Source organism: Marinobacter shunpengi, assembly GCF_045449695.1.
GTDB lineage: Bacteria > Pseudomonadota > Gammaproteobacteria > Pseudomonadales > Oleiphilaceae > Marinobacter.
The window spans coordinates 437,926-456,435 of record NZ_JBJJKZ010000013.1; the positions used below are offsets into that span (position 1 = coordinate 437,926).

Below are 18,510 nucleotides of genomic sequence, written 5' to 3' on the forward strand. Positions count from 1 at the left end.
GCGACTGGTGTCCGTTGATCGTGGCCCTAGAGGAAGGTTTCCAGTACGGCCCGCATTTCCATGGCGAGCGATTCTTGGTCCCGGGGAGTGCCCGTGACCTGGTTTTGCATCTGGTAGCGGAAGACGCCATCCAGCACGGCATAGCCGAGTGAGGCGTCGACTTCGTCAGCTTTGCCGGCCCGGGTTGCGGCCATGGCGACAATCTCGATCAGCGCCTGTTCGATATCCCTGACTGCGGGTCGGAACGTTGGGTCAAACAGGGCCTGGCTGCGCAGGTCGTACCACAGCCGGTGGGTAGAGGCATCCTCGACAATGGTGGTTGCCAGACCTTTCGCCAGGGCGTCCATGATGGCTTCACGGCCGTCCGCGTTGCCCACCGCCTCACGGAGCAACGAGATGAACGTTGTCTTATAGGCGGTCACACAATGCAGGATCAGCGCCGTCCGGTCCTCGAAGTAGTAGTGCAGCATGCCCAGTGACAGCCCGGCCTTCTCGGCGATGTCCCGCAGGCTGGTATTGGCATAGCCCAGTTCCTGCAGTGCCTGCAGGGCGCTGCTGGCAATCTGGTCCTTCTTTTCCTGGCGCTTGCGGTTCTTGCGTTCGGCACGGGCCAGTAACTTGTCGGGTGCGGCGGAACTCATACAACCTGTCCTCAAATGGATGACACAGCCATGGGGCGCGGGTGCGCCCCGATTCGGGCGTCAACCTTACCCCAAGAGCGCATTGGCGAAAATGCGGGGAATACGATGCCAGCCGGGGCTATGCTGGAAACGGGTGAGCAGGCGCCCAAGTCGGTGCTGGCGGCGGTTGGTGATAAACCAGGGCGGCCGTGGCAGCAGGCTCCATTCGCCGGACAGTACCGATCGGGGGAAGGGCCGGAAGGGCGCTTCCACGACTGCACGCTCCACTGCATCGAACATGAAGGTGTTGTGGACGGTACCAATACCGCTCTGGACATCGTCCAGGGTGTGACCCGGGAAGGCGCCCCACGGGCAGGCGGTATTCAGGAAACCCAGTCCGGTCCAGGTATTGATGGCGATGGTGCCGTAGCGGAGATCCGTCAGCAGTGCCTCGAACCGGTCGCGTCCGATGGAGCGGATGGTGTCCGGGTGGATAACGATGTTGGCGCCCAGCGTGCCGTGGAGCTTGCTGTTGGCGAAGTCGATGGCATTGCGCAGGTATTGTTCCGCATCCGGTGCCTCCAGGGAGTGAGTGGAAAGCGCCGGGGCAAAGATTTCATTGCTGCGGAACCAGTCGTCGTCTTCAAGCTGGTTGATCAGCAGGTCGGGAGCTGTGTCCCGGCTGACCGATGTCACCTCTGCAGACTTCTGGCGGAAGGTTTCCAGGCGATCCTCGGCGCCCGGATAGTAGGCCGGGCGCGTGGAGCGGCCCATGACCCCGCGGATCTCGTTCAGCAGTTCATTGGCCTGATCCCAGCCCTCTGGCATCAGCAGTGCCTGGCAGGCCACGCAGTTGAAACCGGAGTTGTGGAGCTTCTGGGTGGCGATCTGTTCCGCCTGGAAGCGGATGTCGGCGCCTGACCAGTTACCCGGTACCACGATGGTTGGGCAGACCGCGCCCAGTTCGGAGGTGATGCGCTTGTCCAACCGGGGGGTGCCGGCCTCCCGGTTACGTTGGCCTTCATCACCCCGGCCCCAGATGATGGCATCATGGGTCGATTCGGCACCGGTGATGTGGATTTCCTCCACCGTTGGGTGCTCGGTCAGCCAGGCGCCCACGTCACCGCCTCCCTTCACGATGCGCAGGGCGTCGCGTTCAATCAAGGGGCGCAGGGCGGCCTCCAGGTGTTCGGTCAGGTAATCGTTGACCGGGTTCATCTTGAGGACCACCACCTGGTGTTCCAGGAACAGTTTCTGAAAGGCATCGAGCGGCGCGATGGCAGCGATGTTGCCAGCGCCGAGAACCAGGGCAACGCGACCGGTTCTCTGTTCGGGCGGCACATCATAGGCGGTTGCGGCGTGTTCGGCGATGTTGCCCTCGTTAACGCCCGGTTTCATCCAGACATCGGCCTTCACGCCCGACAGCAGCAGGCGGTCCCAGATGCCATGGGGTGTTACCCGCGCGGCGGTCTGTCCGGACGGCAGCGTGCGAAAGGGGATATGCCTAAGGAAGGCCTTGCCCTCCAGCTCCGAGAGTGTCTGCATCAGGCCGTTGCAGCCAGACATCACCGCATACGGGCCTGACAGCCATTCCTCGCCGGCCAGGGGTGAATCCGCAGACAGGCCCTTGGCCCGGGCGGCATCCCGGACCCAGCCATCGGATGCGGACAGCAGGGCATCCTTGATTTCCTGGAGTATCTGGATGCGTTCCGACACCGGTGTCCTGGCCCAGTTGTCACGGGCGTTGGCGAGGGCGTTGAGGTCGTTCTCGAGACCAGTGAAAACATCGTTCTCTTGGGGGGCGCTGTTGGTCATATCCGGGCCTTTTCAGTCGATTCAGGTTGGATCTGCTGTGTTGCCGGCGCGTCGGTCGGCTGATGTGACCGTTTGTCCAGGGTGTCGGTCTTTTCCGGAATGAACGACATGGCTCGTTCCGCGAGGGCGGTGATGGTCAGGCTGGGGTTCACGCCCAGGTTGGCGGACAGCATGGAGCCGTCCACTACATACAGGTTCTGGTAGTTGAACACCCGGTTCTGCGCGTCGATCACGCCCTTGTCCGGCGAGTCCGCCATGGCGCAGCCGCCCATGCAGTGGGCGGTCATGGGTACGTTAAACAGGATCTCGCTCATGGAGCTGAGGCCGACGCCACCGGTGGCCCGGGCCGCTTTTTCCGTGAAGGTGTTGGCCTCGGGGATGAACGTGGGAATACGGTCGCCCTCGGTCGCCAGTTGCTTGCCGAACGGCCAGTACCAGGCCCGCTTCCAGCGCATGTTGATATGGCCATCGATGGTTTGCATGACCAGGAAAATCACCGTTTCCGAGGACCACCGGTAGGGCAGGACACTGCGGATCCCGTTGATACCACGGGTGGCGACCAGTTTGGTGAGTGCGCCCATCCAGCTCAGTATCCGGGTCGGCCCCGGCCGGCCGCCGGTCAGCACCGTCAGCAGGCTGCTCATCAGGTTGGAGCCCTCCGGGTAGCGGACAGCCTCGATGTGGGTGTGGTCGTCGATGTAGATGCCGGAACCAATGGCAACCCCACGGGACATGTCCTCCTTGGCGCCAGGGTAGCGAACCCCGAGGATCGACTCGGAATTGGTGCGGACCCGCTTGCCCAGATCGTCGGATACGTTAGGCAGCGAACCGGAGTCCTTCAGCTTGAACAGGAGTTGCTGGGTACCCAGGGACGAGGCGGAAAACACGACGCTCTTGGCCGTGATGCGGGTCTTGGGGCGGTTGAAGCGCTTGAAGGCCGGGGCCGTGATGACCTCGTAACCCTCTGAGCCGCCCGCATTGCCCAAGGGGCGGACATCCACGCACTCCGTTTCCGCGCGGACTTCCGTGCCCAGCCTTTCGGCGAGGTACAGATAATTCTTGTCCAGGGTGTTCTTGGCGTTGTAGCGGCAGCCCACCATGCAGCCGCCGCAGCCGATGCAGGAATTTCGCGCCGGGCCTTCTCCGCCGAAGTAGGGGTCCGGATATTCGGTGCCCTGCGGATCGCCCTCATTGCCGAAAAACACACCCACGTCCGTGTAGTAGAAGCTGTCCTCTACGTTGGCCGCGACCGCCATCTCCCGGAGTTTGTCGTCGGCGGGCCCCGGGCGACGGTTTTCGTTGACCCCGAGCATCTGCTTGGCGGTGTCGTAATGGGCGGGCATGGTGGCCGTCCAGTCGTCCAGGCCGGCCCAGTTGCCTTCCTCCCACACGCTGTTCTTGGGGACCAGCAGGGTCTGGGCGTAGGTGATGGAGCCGCCACCGACGGCATTGCCATGGAGGATCATGACGTGTCGGAACAGGCGAAGGCTCAGGAACCCCTTCAGGCCGAGGAACGGGCGCCAGAGGTAATCCCAGGCTTTCCAGTTGGTCTTCGGCAGGTTCTCCGGTGTCCAGCGGCGGCCCTGTTCGAGCACCAGGACGCGATAGCCCTTCTGGCTCAGACGGTATGCCGAGACGCTGCCGCCAAAGCCGGAACCAACGACCACGTAATCAAAATCATGTTGTTCATGTTTCATAGGGAAGGCTCATCGAATCATTGTTGTTGGTAGCCTCGGACCTCGCCGCGCCAGCGGTGAATCCGGGTCCAGATCCCTGGCTTTCCGCCTTGGGTGCTGGTGGCGCCCCATCACTACTGTCGGTGCGATGTTGGCGAATAGTCCCTTTGTTTTTGTACTGTGTATTCAGTTAATCACTTTTACTGGACAACTGTCCAATAAAATTGTCCTGTTAACTTGACTGTGTGGAAATGGTCCAAATTATCAGTGTATTACGGGGTTTCTCCGTTATTCGCTCAGACATGGTGCCGGGCTATCCTCATGGCCCGTCATTGGGTTGTCCTAAGGGATTGGAAGGGCTGGGTGCCTCATGACAAAGGACGTGATTTGAGTTGGGGGAAGATTTTTATGGTCTATGTCACATTCCGGAAGGCTGCGTCGTCTTACCCGGCAGAAACACCCAACCGACACAGAGGAGCAACACCATGGAAAAACGACTGAACCCCTACCAGGCCGCCCCGGACGCCATTGCCGCCATGGTCAAACTGGAAGACTATGTCCGCGACTGTGGGCTGGAATACAGCCTGGTTGAGCTGGTGAAGACCCGGGCATCGCAGATCAACGGCTGCGCCAATTGCCTGCACATGCACACCAGTGATGCCCGCGCGGCGGGAGAAAGCGAAGCCCGGTTGTACCTGCTCTCCGCCTGGCGTGAGTCTGCGCTCTACACCCCCCGGGAACGGGCTGCGCTGGCCTGGACCGAATCGCTGACACGGTTGGCGGACACCGGAGCACCCACACCGGATTATGAACAGGGGCTGGCACATTTCACGGAACAGGAGTTCGTCAACCTGACGCTGCTGATTGGTGTCATCAACGTGTGGAACCGGATCAGTGTGGGGTTTCGTGTCGTGCATCCGAATGATAAAGCCCATAATCGTTGATGCAGGCTGGATGGGAGCCCATTATCATGACGGATGAATCCACACAACAGTTCGAACAATGGCGACGCTACCTGACCGGCGTTGCCTACCGCATGCTGGGTTCGGTGAGCGAGGCGGAGGACGTGGTGCAGGACGCCTACCTGCGTTGGCACAACACGGATCATGGGGCGGTGGAGGATGCGCGGGCCTACCTGACCACGGTCGCCAGCCGCCTGTGCCTGGACCGCCTTCGCTCGGCCCGTCACCAGCGGGAAACCTACGTCGGCCCCTGGCTGCCGGAGCCGCTGGTGGAAAGTCCGGACACACCGATGGAGGTGGAAGCCCTGGCCAGCGATGTGTCCTTTGCCCTGATGCTGGCGCTGGAGCGACTCTCACCACTGGAGCGCGTGGCCTTCCTGTTGCACGATGTTTTCGGACTGGACTTCGGCCAGGTTGCTGCCAGCCTGGACCGTAGCGAGGCGACCTGCCGTCAGCTTGCCAGCCGGGCCCGCAAGCGCGTGCAGGCCGGGCGTCCACGCTATCGGGTTACCCCGGACGAGCATGGGGAAGTGGCGGACCGCTTTTTCATGGCGGCGCGCACCGGCGATGTGGACGCCCTGCAAGCGCTATTGAGTGAGGGCGCCACCCTGCACGCGGATGGCGGTGGCAAGCGGATCGCCGCCCTGCGACTGTTGGAGGGTGTCGATAGAATCTGCCGGCTCTTCTCGGCCGTAGCCCGCAGGGCGGAATCGGTCGACCCACCCTGGGTCAAACGGGTTAACGTGAACGGCTTGCCGGGCTGGCTGACCATTGAGGAGGATGGTCTTCCCCAGGTCACGATGGTGGATATTGATGGCGGGTATATCCAGGCTGTGTACATCATCCGTAACCCGGATAAGCTCGGTCATCTGGTGGACCATCTGCCTTCGGGGCACAGGATTCACTGACTTGGCTGACAATCCGGCAGCAGAGTGGCAGGGGACGTGAGGCAGCCGGTTACAGCGGCACGATGGTGCAATGAAAGATCGGCCGGTGGCCTGGAGGAGGGGTGCCTGGTACCGGGATCAAGATCGTGATCTATTGCGCCAGCTTCAGGCAATCTTCCGTCGCTCCGCTCCGGCCCGCTGTTTCAGGCGATCAATGCACTCCCGGAAGGTACGGCTGACCAGGGTCTGGTCCTCAATCATGGCCATCATTGGCCAGGTGGCGTGTTCGCCGATGCGAATGTACATGGCCAGGTCATCGGCATCGGGGTTGGCGAGGACCTTTCGGTAGAGCCGCGGCCGGAAGGGGAACTGTACATTGATGTCCCCCAGGTAGGACTGGGTGGCCATGGAGTGGGCCTGTTCGATCAGGGGGCGGACCATGGACGACGACCAGGTGTTGCGGGTCAGCTCCAGCAGGGTCGAGACATGGGCATGGATCAGTGACGAGGCGGCCTGCCTGACCGACGCTCCCAGCCCTCGCTCGAAGCGATGGCTGATAAAGGGCAGGACGTGGGGGTTGGCCTGGCTCACGATGGTCCGGTTGATATTGTGCAGGCGCGCCATCCGCAGGTGGGGCAGGTCGCCATGGACACTGCCGTCGATCCATTTCTCCGTAGGCATGTAGGGGATCTCGTCGCTGTCCTCGCCGGACAGGTCCCGGGCCTGCAGGGTGACGGACGGATAGATGCCCGGCACGGCGCAGGATGCCAATACCGCAGAATCGATGGTGACATCCGGCGATGTCAGTTCATTCAGCAGGCGGGGTTTCTGCCGGGTGCGGGTGGGGGAGACGGAGATATTCATGGCCCGGCCGCTGTGTTCAAAGGCCTCGCGAAAGCTCAGGGTGCCGATATTGGTGCGGATGTGATCGTGTAGCTGGGACTGGTCCATGGCATGGCCCCGGCGCCAGATGTCGCCAGGTTTCAGCCAGCGCAGGGCGTGGCGGTGAACCTGCCCGGGGTTGTTGAACAGGGTATCCAGTTCCCGGTCGTCGCGGCAGCACACGGCGGCGGCCACGATCGAGCCCATGCTGGAGCCGGCGATCACGTCCGGTAGCAGGTTCCGGCGCCACAGCGCCCGGGTGACACCGAAGTGGTAGATGCCAAAGGAGGCGCCGCCGCTAAGCATGAGCGCCGGGCGGCCGAACACCTTCTCCGCCCGCCGGAACAGTGCCAGTTTCTGCTCCAGGGGCAGATCTGCCTGTGGTTTGTCGCAGATGTAGTTCATGCCCCGCCGGACTTCGTCCAGGAACTCGCTCACGATCTGCTTGGTGCCGGTGCGGGCCACGGCGTAGAGATCCGGGTTGGACAGCTCGCCCAGGTGCCGGTAAAGGCTCTCCTGGAGCACCCGGGTCAGGGCGGCGGGCCGGCCCTGGCGCCGGTACCGGTGCATCAGCCGGATATGTTCCCGGATCAGCGGTTCGTGCAGCATGTCCGTATGGCCGTCCTCACGCCACCGGAGGTTGCCGTCGAGCTCGTCCAGCTTCCAGGCAATGTCATACCACTGCTCGAATGATGTCGCTTCGGAGAGTTGGCGGTTGAGCTGTTTGCGAAGTCTGGCATTGGTATCCATGGGCAATACCATAGCTCAAATGGATACCCGTTTCTCCCGCGTCTCCTCGATCATGTCCGCATACCAGAGCCCGGAATCGTAGGCCATGGTCACCAGTACCCGGTTCCGGAACTCGCTGCGTTCCAGTAACTGTCTTGCCACGGCAAAGCAGGCGGCGGCGGTATTGCCGATGTGGATGCCGTTGTGCATGTAGAAGTGGCGCTGGGCCTCCAGGGTTTCTTTCAGGCCTACCCCGTAGACATCATGCACCAGAGACCAGTCCAGAAAGGGCGGTGTCACACCCACGGCCATGCCTTCCAACCGGTGATCCCCGAAGATGCCCTTGCGAGTGTCACACTCGGCAGGCTCAACGAGGACTGTCTCCACATCGAACCCATGATCGATCAATGCCTGGGTGATACCGGTAAAGCTCGCACCGGTGCCGGCGCAGCCAACGAACAACAGGCGTTTGCCCACGCCCTGCTCAAGCAATTGGGTGGCAAGCTCGGGGCCGGTTCCCATGCGGTGGGCTTCCACGCCATCCAGGTTGTTGAACTGGTCGGTGTAATAGTAATGCCTGCCCAGTTCGCGCTGGTGGTGAAGGTAGTGCTCCACGACCTCGCGGGGCGTTGCCCCCTCCCGCAGCATGTCCTTGCCGATAAGCCGGGCGCCGAAGCACTCCAGCAGTTTTCTTTTCAGGGGACTGAATGACAGGCCAACCGCCAGGTCAACCTTGACGTCGTACTGGTAACAGGCGGCCAGCAGGCCGAAGCCGAAGTTACCACCGGTTTTTTCGATCACCGTGGTTCGTCCCGGGATGATATCGCCCCGTTCTATGGCCTGGCGCACGATATGGCGGGCGGCCCGGAATTTATGGCTGCCGCCCAGGTTGTTCAGTTCGAGTTTGGTAAAGAGGCGGTCGTTGTACCTTGCAAGTTCCGTCATGAGCGCGATACCTCGGTCACCATTTGATTGCGGTTGCCCAGGGAAAGGAGGGGCACCGATACCACCAGCGCCAGGAGGCACAGGGCCATACTGAGAGTATTGGTGCCCGTCCAGCCGATGCTGTACTGGAGCAGCGATGGCAGGAAGGCCCCAATGGTGGCCATCACCGAAATACAGACATCGTTGATGCCCTGTATCTTCACGGCATCCGGGTGGGAGCCGGTGAGTGTGGTCAGCAAGGCGCCGCCGCCGACATAAGTGAAGTTCCAGCCCAGGCCGAGCAGGATCAGCCCGGTCACGGTCATGGGATAGCCCTGGCTCAGCAGGTTGGCGCCACTACTGAGCACCAGCAGGAGTAGCCCCATGTAGAGCACGGCATGATTTCCCAGCAGGCGAATCAGCTTGCCGGTAAAGAACGAGGGGGCGAACATGGCCACCACATGCCACTGGATGGCCTGGCCGACGTCACTGAAGTCGGAGCAGATGGTCTTCATATGCAGCGATGCCTGGACCATCAGCAGGTTCATGATGCCGTAGCCCAGGGCGGACAGGGCAATGGCCAGGACGATCTGCCGCTGCCCCAGCAGACCGGCCAGGGATGAGGCGGAAATCCGGCTGTTGGCCCCACGCTGTGCATCTCCGCTGGGGCCAGGATCGCTGGGAATCATCAGCACAATGCTCATGGAAATCAGCGCCAGGACCACAAAGAAGGCATAGCTGATGGCAAAGTCCTGATAGCCCACCACCGACCGGAGATTGTCGGACAACATCGGCCCGATGAAGGCGGCCAGCACGCCCCCCGCCACTACCAGGGATATGGCCCGGGGCTTGAGCGAGGCCGGAATACCATCGGCGGCGGCAAAACGGTAGAAGTTGGCGAAGGCGATAAAGGCCCCCAGTGCGCTATGGGCGGCCACCAGCAGGTAGAATGCATCCTTCTGGATGCTCAGGAAGCCAAGCACCCCCGCAACGGCCAGGCAAAGGTTGCCCAGCATGAACCCGGCCTTGCGCCCGAACCGGCTCATGAACCAGGAAGCCGGGTAGGTCACCAGCATCACGAACAGGAACTGGAAGCCGTAGGGTATGGTGGCCATGGCCGGGTCGTCGGTGAGCAGCGACCCCACCACCGCCGCCATGGCCACCGACATGACCGCCGTGGTCAGGTTGATGGACTGGGCGGCGAAGAACAGATAGGTTTTAATCGGAAGTCGTTCTGTCATGCGGTGATCATTCCCTGGTGATACCTCCAGACATCCGGACAGGCCTCCGGAAACTCACAGATCAGTCGTTCCTTGCCTTTGCCCACATTCTTGCGGCGTACCCTCAGGGAACCGATGGCGCCCGGGCGTTCCAGATGGGTGCCGCCGCAGGGGATTTCCAGGCCGCCGTATCGCCAGTAGCGGGCATCGGGGCAATCCGGAAGACTCCCCAGTTTGATGGGCAGGTTCTGTTCGATCAGCGAGTTGGCCACCGACTCGATCTTCTGGATGCTGTCACCGTCGAACTTCTCATCCGAGAGAAAATCGAATCGCGCCGAGTCTTCCTTGATATGACAGCCGATGGTCCGCTCTTCCAGCTCGTAGTCATGGTTCATGGCGGCGGCATAGAGGAAATGGCTGGCGGAGTGGGACAGGGTCAGCCTGGCGCGGCGCAGGGCGTTGATGCGGACAGTGACGGGCATGCCCACCTGCAGCTTGGCCAGCAGGGGCAGGTCGTCCGTGTTGATCAGGTGCAGGATGACCCCGCCGGTTTTAACACCCTTGAAGCCTTCAATGTGGCAGGGCGTGCCATACATCCGCTTGACCTGTTCGAACCGCAGCATACCGACCGGGGTATGGATGATGCCGTGGTCCGCTTCCTGTCCGCCGCCTTCGGGAAAGGCCACCGTCCGGTCCAGTTCGACGGCCTCGGTGTAGAGCCGGCTGATGTTGGCCTGACACTCCGTAAGATACTGGTCTTTGTAGTAAAGTTTCTGCGTTGTTCTCATGATTCGTTCCTTACTTCATGACGGTGATGTTCTGTTCGCGCCGTAACGTGACCCTGTGGCCCGGGGGCACATCCCGTGACACCAGGCATCCGGTGCCGATAAAGGCGTCATCACCAATCTCGATAGGACCCAGCAGGGTGGCGTTCATGCCTACCTGGACCCGATCCCCCAGTTGCGGATGCCTGGGGGTGGGGAGGTTGTCGGCAATCTCGCGGCTGCCCAGGGTGACGCCTCCGAGGATGTAGCAGTCGTTGCCGATCCGGGCGGTTTCGCCGATCACGGTGCCGTAGCCGTGGTCCAGTACAAAGCGCTGGCCGATGGAGCACTTGTAGTGGATCTCGGCCCCCGACAGGAGCTTGCCCCGCCGTGACAGCAGGGCGGCGAGCATGGTTTTCTCGGGTTCCTGCAGGTTCCTGTGGATCCAGTTGGCAATCCGGTAGTGAAGGACCGCAGTGAAGGATGTGGAGGCCCTGGCCAGTACCTCGATTTCACTGCCCGCCGAGGGGTCCTTGGTGGAAAACGTGATCAGATCATGGGTACACGTGGACGTCAGATCATGGATGATCTCCGCGTACTTAAGTGAGTGATACAGCCTGCTTGAACAGCACTCCATCAGTGCCGCCATGATCAGCCGCTCGACAACGCTAACTGCCTGTTCCCATTTCAGTTCAACTCCCTCCGGGTTCCGGTTGGTAAATCCAAGGTGACTGGAATAACTGAGTTGTTCAGGGCTCGCCATGCATCATCTTCCTTTGATTGTTGTTCTGACTTCGAGCTTATAGCGTGACAGCTTTATCGTCCTTTCAGGCGCACAGTGGTCTAAATCTTCCGCCAACTGTTAGGATAAATCCGCGAACAGTTAACGTTGGGGCCGGCAGTCCACGCGATGGGCTGTTGCGTGTACTCCTGGCATGGAAGAGGCAGTGACATGGATACTCAGGCGCTCTATGACAAGTTCAGAACGCGGTTGGATAACGGCGACTGGAAGCTGGGGCAGCGCATACCATCCATTCGCCAGGTAGTGACGTCCGAGGGGGCCAGTCACCACACCGTGGTAAAGCTCTACGAACGGCTGGTGGCAGAGGGATACATTGAGGCCCAGCAGGGGCGCGGCTACTTCGTCACCCGCTCCGGCAGTGACGGCTCCGCGGTGATGATGCCGTTCTCCTCATCCATGGAGATGTCCAGCGACCCACTGTTTCGCCTGCTGCAGGGGCATCCCGATGCGGTCAAGCTCGGCTGCGGCTGGCTGCCCACCAAGTGGCGGGACACCGATATACTGACCCGTTCCATCCGGCGTACCGCCCGCCTGGAGCGCCGTTCACTGGTGGAATACGGCGATATTCAGGGTTATCGCCCCCTGCGGCTGCAGTTGTGCCAGCACCTGAACAATAAGATCCGGCTCCATGTATCGCCGATGCAGATACTGACCACCCTGGGAGCAACCCAGGCGCTGGACCTGGTGACCCGTTTACTGGTCAAACCGGGGGATGTGGTGCTGGTGGACGAGCCCGGTAATGGCAACCTGATCAAACTGATCAACATGGCGGGGGGTAAGGTGATCGGCGTACCCCGTGGACTGGATGGTCCGGATGTCGCCGAGCTTGGCAGGCTGGCGGAGCAGCACCGGATCAAGGCCTTTTACTGCAATAGCACCTTCCATAATCCGACCGGCGGCTGTGTCAGCGCCCGGGTGGCGTTCGATGTGCTGCGACTGGCCATCGAGCATGATTTCATGATCGTGGAGGACGATGTCTACGGCGACTTTGCCGCCGGTGCCCACCAGAGCTTCGCGGAGCTGGACGGGCTGGAGCGGGTGATCTACATCGGCAGTTTCTCCAAGTCCCTGTCAGCCTCCCTGCGTATTGGCTACCTGGCCTGCAACCTCAACCTCATCGCGGGGCTGCTGGAGCTGAAACTGCTCACGTCCGTGGCGGTGCCCGGTTTCTGCGAGCGATTCGTCAATACCATCATGACGGATGGTTCCTACCTCAAACACATGCAGTCCATCCAGCGTAAGCTCATGGTGCAGCAGGAAGTGACGCAGCAGGCACTCCGGGACCTTGGCTGGCGTTTTGAAATAGAGCCGGTGGGTGGCATGTTCCTGTGGGTCCGCCACCCTTCGATGGACGACCTGAACCCCTTTATACAGCGATTGGCCGACCGGAATGTGTTGTTGATGCCGGGCAGCTCGTTCAGTGTGAACCGGGGTTCGGATGACTGCCTGCGGGTCAACGTGTCCCATTTCTCGCCCGAACTTGTGCCGCTGTTCCGGGTCTGAGCGGGTGGGCGCGCCGGGATCCCCGCGTTCACGGCGGTGTATGGCCGCGATGGCGGCAGGGGTTGTCCGGAACGGATTCGTCCCACATATTGTCAGGAGGTAGTATTCACAAGCAGGCTTGTGTCGTAGCCATCTGATTCGCGCCGGGAGGTAAGCCCATGACGAAACAGACCAGGACCCAGCCACGTAATGTGACCCAGAAACTGTTCGGGTCACACCTTGTATCCGGCGAGATGAAGGCGGGTCAGGAGATCGGCCTGAAGATCGACCAGACCCTCACCCAGGACGCCACCGGTACGCTGGTGATGCTGGAACTGGAGGCCATGGGCCTGGATCGTGCCCGCACCGAGCTGTCTGCCCAGTACGTCGACCACAACCTCCTGCAGACGGATAGCCGCAACCCCGACGACCACCTGTTCCTGCGCAGTGCCTGCGAGAAGTTCGGCCTCTGGTTCAGCCCGCCGGGTTCCGGGGTGAGCCATGCGGTCCATATGGAGCGTTTTGGCAAACCCGGCAAGACACTGCTGGGGTCCGACAGCCATACCTGTGCCGCCGGTTCCATGGGCATGCTGGCCATGGGTGCCGGGGGTCTTGCGGTAGCCCTGGCCATTTGTGGCGAACCCTTCCACCTGAACATGCCCAGCGTGATGGGCGTCAAGCTGACCGGCAAACTGCCGGACTGGGTCAGCGCCAAGGACGTGATCCTGGAAATGCTGCGCCGCCACGACGTCAAGGGCGGCGCCGGCAAGGTGATTGAGTACTATGGTCCGGGCCTGAAGCACCTGTCCGCCATGGATCGCCACGTGATCGCCAACATGGGGCAGGAGATGGGCCACACCGCCACCGTCTTCCCGGCGGATGAGGCTGTGCGCACCTTCCTGCGGCAACAGGAGCGGGAAGGTGACTTCGAGTCCCTGGAGGCCGATGCCGGCGCCTCCTACGACGAGTACGAGGAGATCGACCTGGGCAAGCTGGAGCCCCTGATCGCGCTGCCCAGCAGTCCTGGCAAGGTGGTGCCGGTGCGGGAGGTGGCAGGTGAGCCCATCTACCAGGCCTACATTGGCTCCTCCGCCAACCCCGGCCTGCGGGATTTTGTGGTGCCTGCGATGATGGTCCGGGGGCAACAGGTCCAGGAACGGGTATCTTTCGACATCAACCCCACGTCACGACAGGTGCTGGAGAACCTGGCCGGGCTCGGCTACCTGACGGACCTGCTCGGGGCCGGCGCCCGCCTGCACCAGACCGGCTGCAATGGTTGTATCGGTATGGGCCAGGCACCGGCCACGGACCAGATCAGCCTGCGCACCGTGCCCCGCAACTTCGTCGGCCGCTCCGGTACCCCGGAGGACAAGGTCTGCCTGTGCAGCCCTGAGACGGCCACCGCGTCCGCACTGACCGGGGTGATCACCGATCCCCGGGACCTGGACATGGACTACCCGGCCTTTGATGACAGCCAGGCCTACCATGTGGATGACCGCAACATCCGGCCACCGGCCCGGCACCCGGAACTGACCGTGGTGGAGAAGGGGCCGAACATCAGTACGTTGCCGGACTTCGGCGGCCTGCCGGACAGCCTGGAAGGCCCGGTGCTGCTCAAGGTGGGTGATAACATCTCCACCGATGAAATCCTGCCCGCCGGCTCGGAGATCCTGCCCTATCGCAGCAATATCCCGAAGATCAGCGAGTTCACCTACATCCGGGTGGATCCGTCCTACCCCCGGCGGGCCATGGACTACCAGGACAGGGGCTCCCTGATTGTGGGCGGCGACAACTATGGCCAGGGTTCAAGCCGCGAACACGCCGCCCTGGCGCCGCGTTACCTGGGCGTACGGGCTGTGATTGCCAAGAGCTATTCCCGCATCCACTGGCAGAACCTGTGTAACTTCGGGGTATTGCCGCTGCGCTTCGAAGTGCCGGAGGATTACGACGACATCGAGCAGAGTGACATACTGGCACTGGACGACCTGTCCACGGCACTGGAAACCGGCAACGCCATAGCGGCGAAGAATCAGCGCAGTGGCAGGACCTACCCGCTGACCCACGACCTCAGCGGCCGTCAGGTTCGCATGGTGCTCAAGGGTGGTCTGCTGAATATGATGCGGGAGTCGCTGGCTGCCTGACCTCAGGCTGGTTCAGGCAGCACTGATGCGACAGGTCAGGCGCCAACCGCCTCCTCAGTATCTGTGCGGCTGTCGCTGCCTGTGGTCTCTTTCGGAATGTCCCCGAATTCCCCGGGATTACGGATGATCATGGCCGCCCTGACCAGTGAGCGGCTGGAGGAGCCGCTGTCCGGAAACAGGCTCTGGCCAGCGTCCCATTCGAGGTTGTCACCCAGCGACCGGTCATTGGTGACCAGTTCCTGGATGCGTCTGAAAAGTGCCCGTTGGTGAGCGGCCAGTGGATCGTCCACAATCACCGCAAAAGCACTCTCGGAGTATCGGCAAAGCCAGATACCCCTGGCATTCTCGCGGACCAGGTTGCTGAGATTTCGGGCGACACCCGGTACCCATTCCGGAGTCTCACGGGCTCCCTTTACCGGCGCCAGTTCCCGGAAGTTACGGATGTTCAGGTAAAGCAGGGCGAAGGTGCTGCCGTCCCGCTGTGATTTCACGATGCGGTCCAGCAGTTGCTGGTCGAGCGCGGAACGGTTGGGTAGGCCGGTCTCGGAATCCCGGAAGGCCATCTGCGAGACCCGCTTGCGGTCGGCTTCCGCCTGTTCAGCGGCCAGCCGGGTGGCGCGACGATCCAGTATGATGACCACGATGGCCAGAATCAGCAGCAGACCGATGGTGATGGCCAGTGGCACGCCCATCCAGCCGCCGGTGACCAGGTTGTCCGGATGCGGCATGGCTCCTGTTGGATAGCTGACGGCGAACATCCCGGTATAGTGCATGCCGCTGATGGCGGCACCCATAATCAGCGCTGCCACCGCGTGCAGCACCCGCGCCCGGGCTCCCTCGGCATCGGCAAGCTGCCGGCTGAGGATCATCGCCCCCGCCGACGCGGCCAGCGCAATCACTACGGAGACGGTCACCCATGGCCAGTTGTAGACCAGGCCCGGTGACAGCCGCATGGCCTCCATCCCCACATAGTGCATAACGACAATGCCCGAGGCCATGAACAGACTGCTGACGGCAATCTGAAGTGCTGAGATGCGGGGCAGGCCGATGCGGTTGAGGGCGAGCCCTGAGGCGATGACGGCGGCAAACCAGGACAGGACTGTCAGCCCCAGATCATAACTCTGGACCATCTCCATCTTATGGGCTTGCATGCCCACGAAATGCATGGTCCAGACGCCGGTGCCCATAGTAAAGGCGCCCAGGCCCAGCCAAAGCCGGCGTCCCGAGACTGCATGGGTCATCTGGGCACCGAAGTATAGCGCGCTGTATCCGGCCAGCACGGCAACCAGATAGGAAACCAGTACAAGCCCGTAGTCGTAATGCCCGGTCATCTAACACTCCCTTTGGTAGCGTTGTTCCGGAAAATGGGAACAGGTCGAAGGCAGGATACGGATGGCGTGTAAAACGGTTTCGTCAGTTTTGTAGAAGATTGCAAAATCTTATGCAGTGAATGTATTCAGCGGTGAAAGGTACCCAGGCAGTAGTGGTCACTCACATACGACTCTGGTAAGCAAGCTACTCATATAACCGGCGGTTCCAACAAAAGGCGGAAATCATCTAGCCGGGGCATTGCTGTTTTGTGCGCCGTGTCTTATCGTTCCGTTCTAAATAAGTACTCCCATTATTCTTCATTCGAATATGGGGATCTGGATTAACAGGAGCCCTGAGCACTATGTTGAATGGCACTACATTGAATGCCCTACTACCAGCTGTCAGAAACAAGGGCCTGTGGTTCGGTACCCTGGCGCTGGTTTTTTCCCTGTCCGGCCCGGCGTCCGCCCAGGAGCGGGAGCTGCTGAACTCCTCCTACGATATCGCCCGTGAGCTGTTCGCTGAGTACAACGAGCTGTTCACCGAGCACTGGCAGGAGAAGACCGGCGAGACCGTCAATATCCAGCAGTCCCACGCCGGTTCCTCCAAGCAGGCCCGGGCCATCCTTCAGGGTCTTGGCGCCGACGTGGTGACCTATAACCAGGTGACCGACGTCAACATCCTGGCTGAGCGTGGCAAACTGATCCCCGAGGACTGGGCGTCACGTCTGCCCAACAACAGCTCGCCGTACTATTCCACCATGGCGTTCCTGGTGCGGGAGGGGAATCCCAAAAACATCGAGAACTGGGACGATCTGGTGCGGGACGACGTTGAGTTGATCATGCCCAACCCGAAGACCTCCGGTAATGGTCGTTACACCTACCTGGCGGCCCTCGGCTACGCCCAGGAGGAGTTTGGTGATGACCAGGAGAAGATCGATGCCTTCCTGAGTGACCTGCTCGGCCATGTGAAGGTGTTCGACTCCGGCGGTCGCGGCGCCACCACCACCTTTGTGGAGCGTGGCCTGGGGGATGTGCTGCTGACGTTCGAATCCGAGGTCAACAACATTCCGGAACTGAACCCGGAAGGGAACTATGAGGTGGTGGTGCCGAAGGTCAGCTTCCTGGCGGAATTCCCGGTCACCTGGATCGATGCGAACATCGAGAAGAAGGGGACAGAGGACCTGGCCAGGGCCTACCTGGAATACCTCTACTCCGAGGAAGCCCAGCGCATGCTGGCCGGCTTCAACTACCGGGTCCACAACGAGACCGTGAAGGCCGAGGTGGCGGACAAATTCCCTGAGTTGAAACTGATGCCCATCCAGGAGATTGCCGGAAGCTGGGAAAACGCCATGGAGACCCACTTCTCCAGCGGCGGTAAGCTTGATCAACTGCAACGCCGCTAGGAGTGCCTGCCTGACCCATGGCCTCATCTGATCTGACAGCGCGCCCGGCCAGACGGCTGGGCGCGCCTGTTTCCAAACGCGTACTGCCGGGGTTCGGCCTGAGCCTCGGCATTTCGCTGTTCTTTATCAGCCTGGTCCTGCTGCTTCCCATCAGTGGCCTGGTGATCCGCGCTGCGGGCATGGGCTGGGAGCAGTTCTGGTTCGTTATCTCCGACCCACGGGTGGTGGCTTCGTACAAGGTGACCGCTCTGGCGGCGCTGGCGGCCTCGCTGTTCAACTGCGTGTTCGGCCTGCTGATGGCCTGGGTGTTGGTGCGTTATGACTTCCCCGGGAAACGCCTGCTGGATGCCATCATGGACCTGCCCTTTGCCCTGCCCACGGCAGTAGCAGGCATTACCCTGGCCACCCTGTTCTCGGAGAACGGCTGGTACGGTCAGATGCTGGCTCAAGTGGGTATCGAGGTGGCCTATACGCCGCTGGGGATTGTGGTGGCAATGGCCTTCACCAGCGTGCCCTTCGTGGTGCGTACGGTGCAGCCGGTGCTTGAGGAACTGGCACCGGAAGACGAGGAGGCCGCGGTCAGCCTGGGCGCCTCGGACTGGACGGTGTTCCGCCGCATCCTGTTTCCCACGCTGTGGCCGGCAGTGGTTACCGGGGGCGCGTTGTCTTTTGCCCGCAGCCTGGGTGAGTATGGCGCGGTGATCTTTATTGCCGGCAACTCGCCCTATGTCAGCGAGGTGATCAGCCTGATGATCTTCGTGCGCCTGGAGGAGTATGACTTCCCGGCCGCCAGCGCCATCGCGGCGGTGGTGATGGGCGTGTCGCTGCTGTTGCTGCTGGCCATCAACGTCTGGCAGGGGCGCTATCTCAAGCGCCTGCATGGAGGGTAG

At 61.6% G+C, this 18,510-nt stretch carries 15 protein-coding genes; 6 read left to right on the forward strand and 9 right to left on the reverse strand.

The genetic code is table 11. The features are described from left to right. Positions 1-26 precede the first annotated feature (26 nt). From ACJO2E_RS11260 to choxAB, 3 genes are all read right to left on the reverse strand, one after another. On the reverse strand, positions 27-641 hold the full coding sequence (locus ACJO2E_RS11260) for a TetR/AcrR family transcriptional regulator (RefSeq protein WP_406963968.1): 615 nt from the start codon (positions 639-641) through the stop codon (positions 27-29). A gap of 66 nt (positions 642-707) precedes the next feature. Beyond that, positions 708-2,435, reverse strand: a complete 1,728-nt coding sequence (locus ACJO2E_RS11265) for an aldehyde dehydrogenase family protein (protein WP_406963969.1) — start codon at positions 2,433-2,435, stop codon at positions 708-710. After that, on the reverse strand, positions 2,432-4,132 hold the full coding sequence (choxAB, locus tag ACJO2E_RS11270; RefSeq protein ID WP_406963970.1) for a cholesterol oxidase: 1,701 nt from the start codon (positions 4,130-4,132) through the stop codon (positions 2,432-2,434). Before choxAB ends, ACJO2E_RS11265 begins: the two co-directional genes overlap by 4 nt. A 464-nt stretch (positions 4,133-4,596) precedes the next feature. Between choxAB and ACJO2E_RS11275 the strand changes: the two genes are divergently transcribed. Further along, positions 4,597-5,055, forward strand: a complete 459-nt coding sequence (locus ACJO2E_RS11275; protein WP_406963971.1) for a carboxymuconolactone decarboxylase family protein — start codon at positions 4,597-4,599, stop codon at positions 5,053-5,055. A 26-nt stretch (positions 5,056-5,081) separates the two neighbouring features. Further along, positions 5,082-5,981: a sigma-70 family RNA polymerase sigma factor gene (locus ACJO2E_RS11280; protein WP_406963972.1), complete on the forward strand. Its 900-nt coding sequence runs from the start codon at positions 5,082-5,084 to the stop codon at positions 5,979-5,981. A 144-nt stretch (positions 5,982-6,125) separates the two neighbouring features. Here ACJO2E_RS11280 and ACJO2E_RS11285 read toward each other — a convergent pair whose 3' ends face one another. The 5 genes from ACJO2E_RS11285 to ACJO2E_RS11305 are packed head-to-tail and all read right to left on the reverse strand — an operon-like array spanning position 6,126 to position 11,242. Continuing rightward, the gene (locus ACJO2E_RS11285; RefSeq protein WP_406963973.1) at positions 6,126-7,592 is read right to left on the reverse strand and encodes a DUF3336 domain-containing protein; all 1,467 of its coding nucleotides are present in this window, start codon (positions 7,590-7,592) and stop codon (positions 6,126-6,128) included. Between the two features lie 15 nt (positions 7,593-7,607). Then, positions 7,608-8,516: a PLP-dependent cysteine synthase family protein gene (locus ACJO2E_RS11290; protein WP_406963974.1), complete on the reverse strand. Its 909-nt coding sequence runs from the start codon at positions 8,514-8,516 to the stop codon at positions 7,608-7,610. Next, positions 8,513-9,736 (reverse strand): MFS transporter, encoded by a 1,224-nt coding sequence (locus tag ACJO2E_RS11295; RefSeq protein WP_406963975.1) that lies wholly within the window; start codon positions 9,734-9,736, stop codon positions 8,513-8,515. The genes ACJO2E_RS11290 and ACJO2E_RS11295 overlap by 4 nt, the downstream gene beginning before the upstream one ends. Beyond that, a complete protein-coding gene (locus ACJO2E_RS11300; RefSeq protein WP_406963976.1) occupies positions 9,733-10,503 on the reverse strand; it encodes an alanyl-tRNA editing protein in 771 nt (256 codons plus the stop codon). The genes ACJO2E_RS11295 and ACJO2E_RS11300 overlap by 4 nt, the downstream gene beginning before the upstream one ends. A 10-nt stretch (positions 10,504-10,513) precedes the next feature. After that, positions 10,514-11,242, reverse strand: coding sequence for a serine O-acetyltransferase (locus ACJO2E_RS11305; protein WP_406963977.1), 729 nt, complete (start codon positions 11,240-11,242; stop codon positions 10,514-10,516). A 189-nt stretch (positions 11,243-11,431) separates the two neighbouring features. Here ACJO2E_RS11305 and ACJO2E_RS11310 point away from each other — a divergent pair, with 189 nt between their 5' ends. Beyond that, entirely contained in the window at positions 11,432-12,784 is a 1,353-nt protein-coding gene (locus ACJO2E_RS11310) for an aminotransferase-like domain-containing protein (RefSeq protein ID WP_406963978.1), read from the forward strand. A gap of 158 nt (positions 12,785-12,942) precedes the next feature. Next, positions 12,943-14,904, forward strand: a complete 1,962-nt coding sequence (locus ACJO2E_RS11315; RefSeq protein WP_406963979.1) for an aconitate hydratase — start codon at positions 12,943-12,945, stop codon at positions 14,902-14,904. Positions 14,905-14,939: 35 nt separating this feature from the next. Here ACJO2E_RS11315 and ACJO2E_RS11320 read toward each other — a convergent pair whose 3' ends face one another. Further along, entirely contained in the window at positions 14,940-16,235 is a 1,296-nt protein-coding gene (locus tag ACJO2E_RS11320) for an MHYT domain-containing protein (protein WP_406963980.1), read from the reverse strand. 341 nt (positions 16,236-16,576) lie between these two features. Here ACJO2E_RS11320 and cysP point away from each other — a divergent pair, with 341 nt between their 5' ends. Then, positions 16,577-17,620 (forward strand): thiosulfate ABC transporter substrate-binding protein CysP, encoded by a 1,044-nt coding sequence (gene cysP, locus ACJO2E_RS11325; protein ID WP_406963981.1) that lies wholly within the window; start codon positions 16,577-16,579, stop codon positions 17,618-17,620. 17 nt (positions 17,621-17,637) lie between these two features. Further along, entirely contained in the window at positions 17,638-18,510 is an 873-nt protein-coding gene (cysT, locus tag ACJO2E_RS11330) for a sulfate/thiosulfate ABC transporter permease CysT (RefSeq protein ID WP_406963982.1), read from the forward strand.

What these genes read in the sequence shown, in the direction of transcription:
- ACJO2E_RS11260 (WP_406963968.1), bottom strand. Translation starts at nt 641, where the DNA reads ATGAGTTCCGCCGCACCCGACAAGTTACTGGCCCGTGCCGAACGCAAG.
- ACJO2E_RS11265 (WP_406963969.1), bottom strand. Translation starts at nt 2,435, where the DNA reads ATGACCAACAGCGCCCCCCAAGAGAACGATGTTTTCACTGGTCTCGAG.
- choxAB (WP_406963970.1), bottom strand. Translation starts at nt 4,132, where the DNA reads ATGAAACATGAACAACATGATTTTGATTACGTGGTCGTTGGTTCCGGC.
- ACJO2E_RS11275 (WP_406963971.1), top strand. Translation starts at nt 4,597, where the DNA reads ATGGAAAAACGACTGAACCCCTACCAGGCCGCCCCGGACGCCATTGCC.
- ACJO2E_RS11280 (WP_406963972.1), top strand. Translation starts at nt 5,082, where the DNA reads ATGACGGATGAATCCACACAACAGTTCGAACAATGGCGACGCTACCTG.
- ACJO2E_RS11285 (WP_406963973.1), bottom strand. Translation starts at nt 7,592, where the DNA reads ATGGATACCAATGCCAGACTTCGCAAACAGCTCAACCGCCAACTCTCC.
- ACJO2E_RS11290 (WP_406963974.1), bottom strand. Translation starts at nt 8,516, where the DNA reads ATGACGGAACTTGCAAGGTACAACGACCGCCTCTTTACCAAACTCGAA.
- ACJO2E_RS11295 (WP_406963975.1), bottom strand. Translation starts at nt 9,736, where the DNA reads ATGACAGAACGACTTCCGATTAAAACCTATCTGTTCTTCGCCGCCCAG.
- ACJO2E_RS11300 (WP_406963976.1), bottom strand. Translation starts at nt 10,503, where the DNA reads ATGAGAACAACGCAGAAACTTTACTACAAAGACCAGTATCTTACGGAG.
- ACJO2E_RS11305 (WP_406963977.1), bottom strand. Translation starts at nt 11,242, where the DNA reads ATGGCGAGCCCTGAACAACTCAGTTATTCCAGTCACCTTGGATTTACC.
- ACJO2E_RS11310 (WP_406963978.1), top strand. Translation starts at nt 11,432, where the DNA reads ATGGATACTCAGGCGCTCTATGACAAGTTCAGAACGCGGTTGGATAAC.
- ACJO2E_RS11315 (WP_406963979.1), top strand. Translation starts at nt 12,943, where the DNA reads ATGACGAAACAGACCAGGACCCAGCCACGTAATGTGACCCAGAAACTG.
- ACJO2E_RS11320 (WP_406963980.1), bottom strand. Translation starts at nt 16,235, where the DNA reads ATGACCGGGCATTACGACTACGGGCTTGTACTGGTTTCCTATCTGGTT.
- cysP (WP_406963981.1), top strand. Translation starts at nt 16,577, where the DNA reads ATGTTGAATGGCACTACATTGAATGCCCTACTACCAGCTGTCAGAAAC.
- cysT (WP_406963982.1), top strand. Translation starts at nt 17,638, where the DNA reads ATGGCCTCATCTGATCTGACAGCGCGCCCGGCCAGACGGCTGGGCGCG.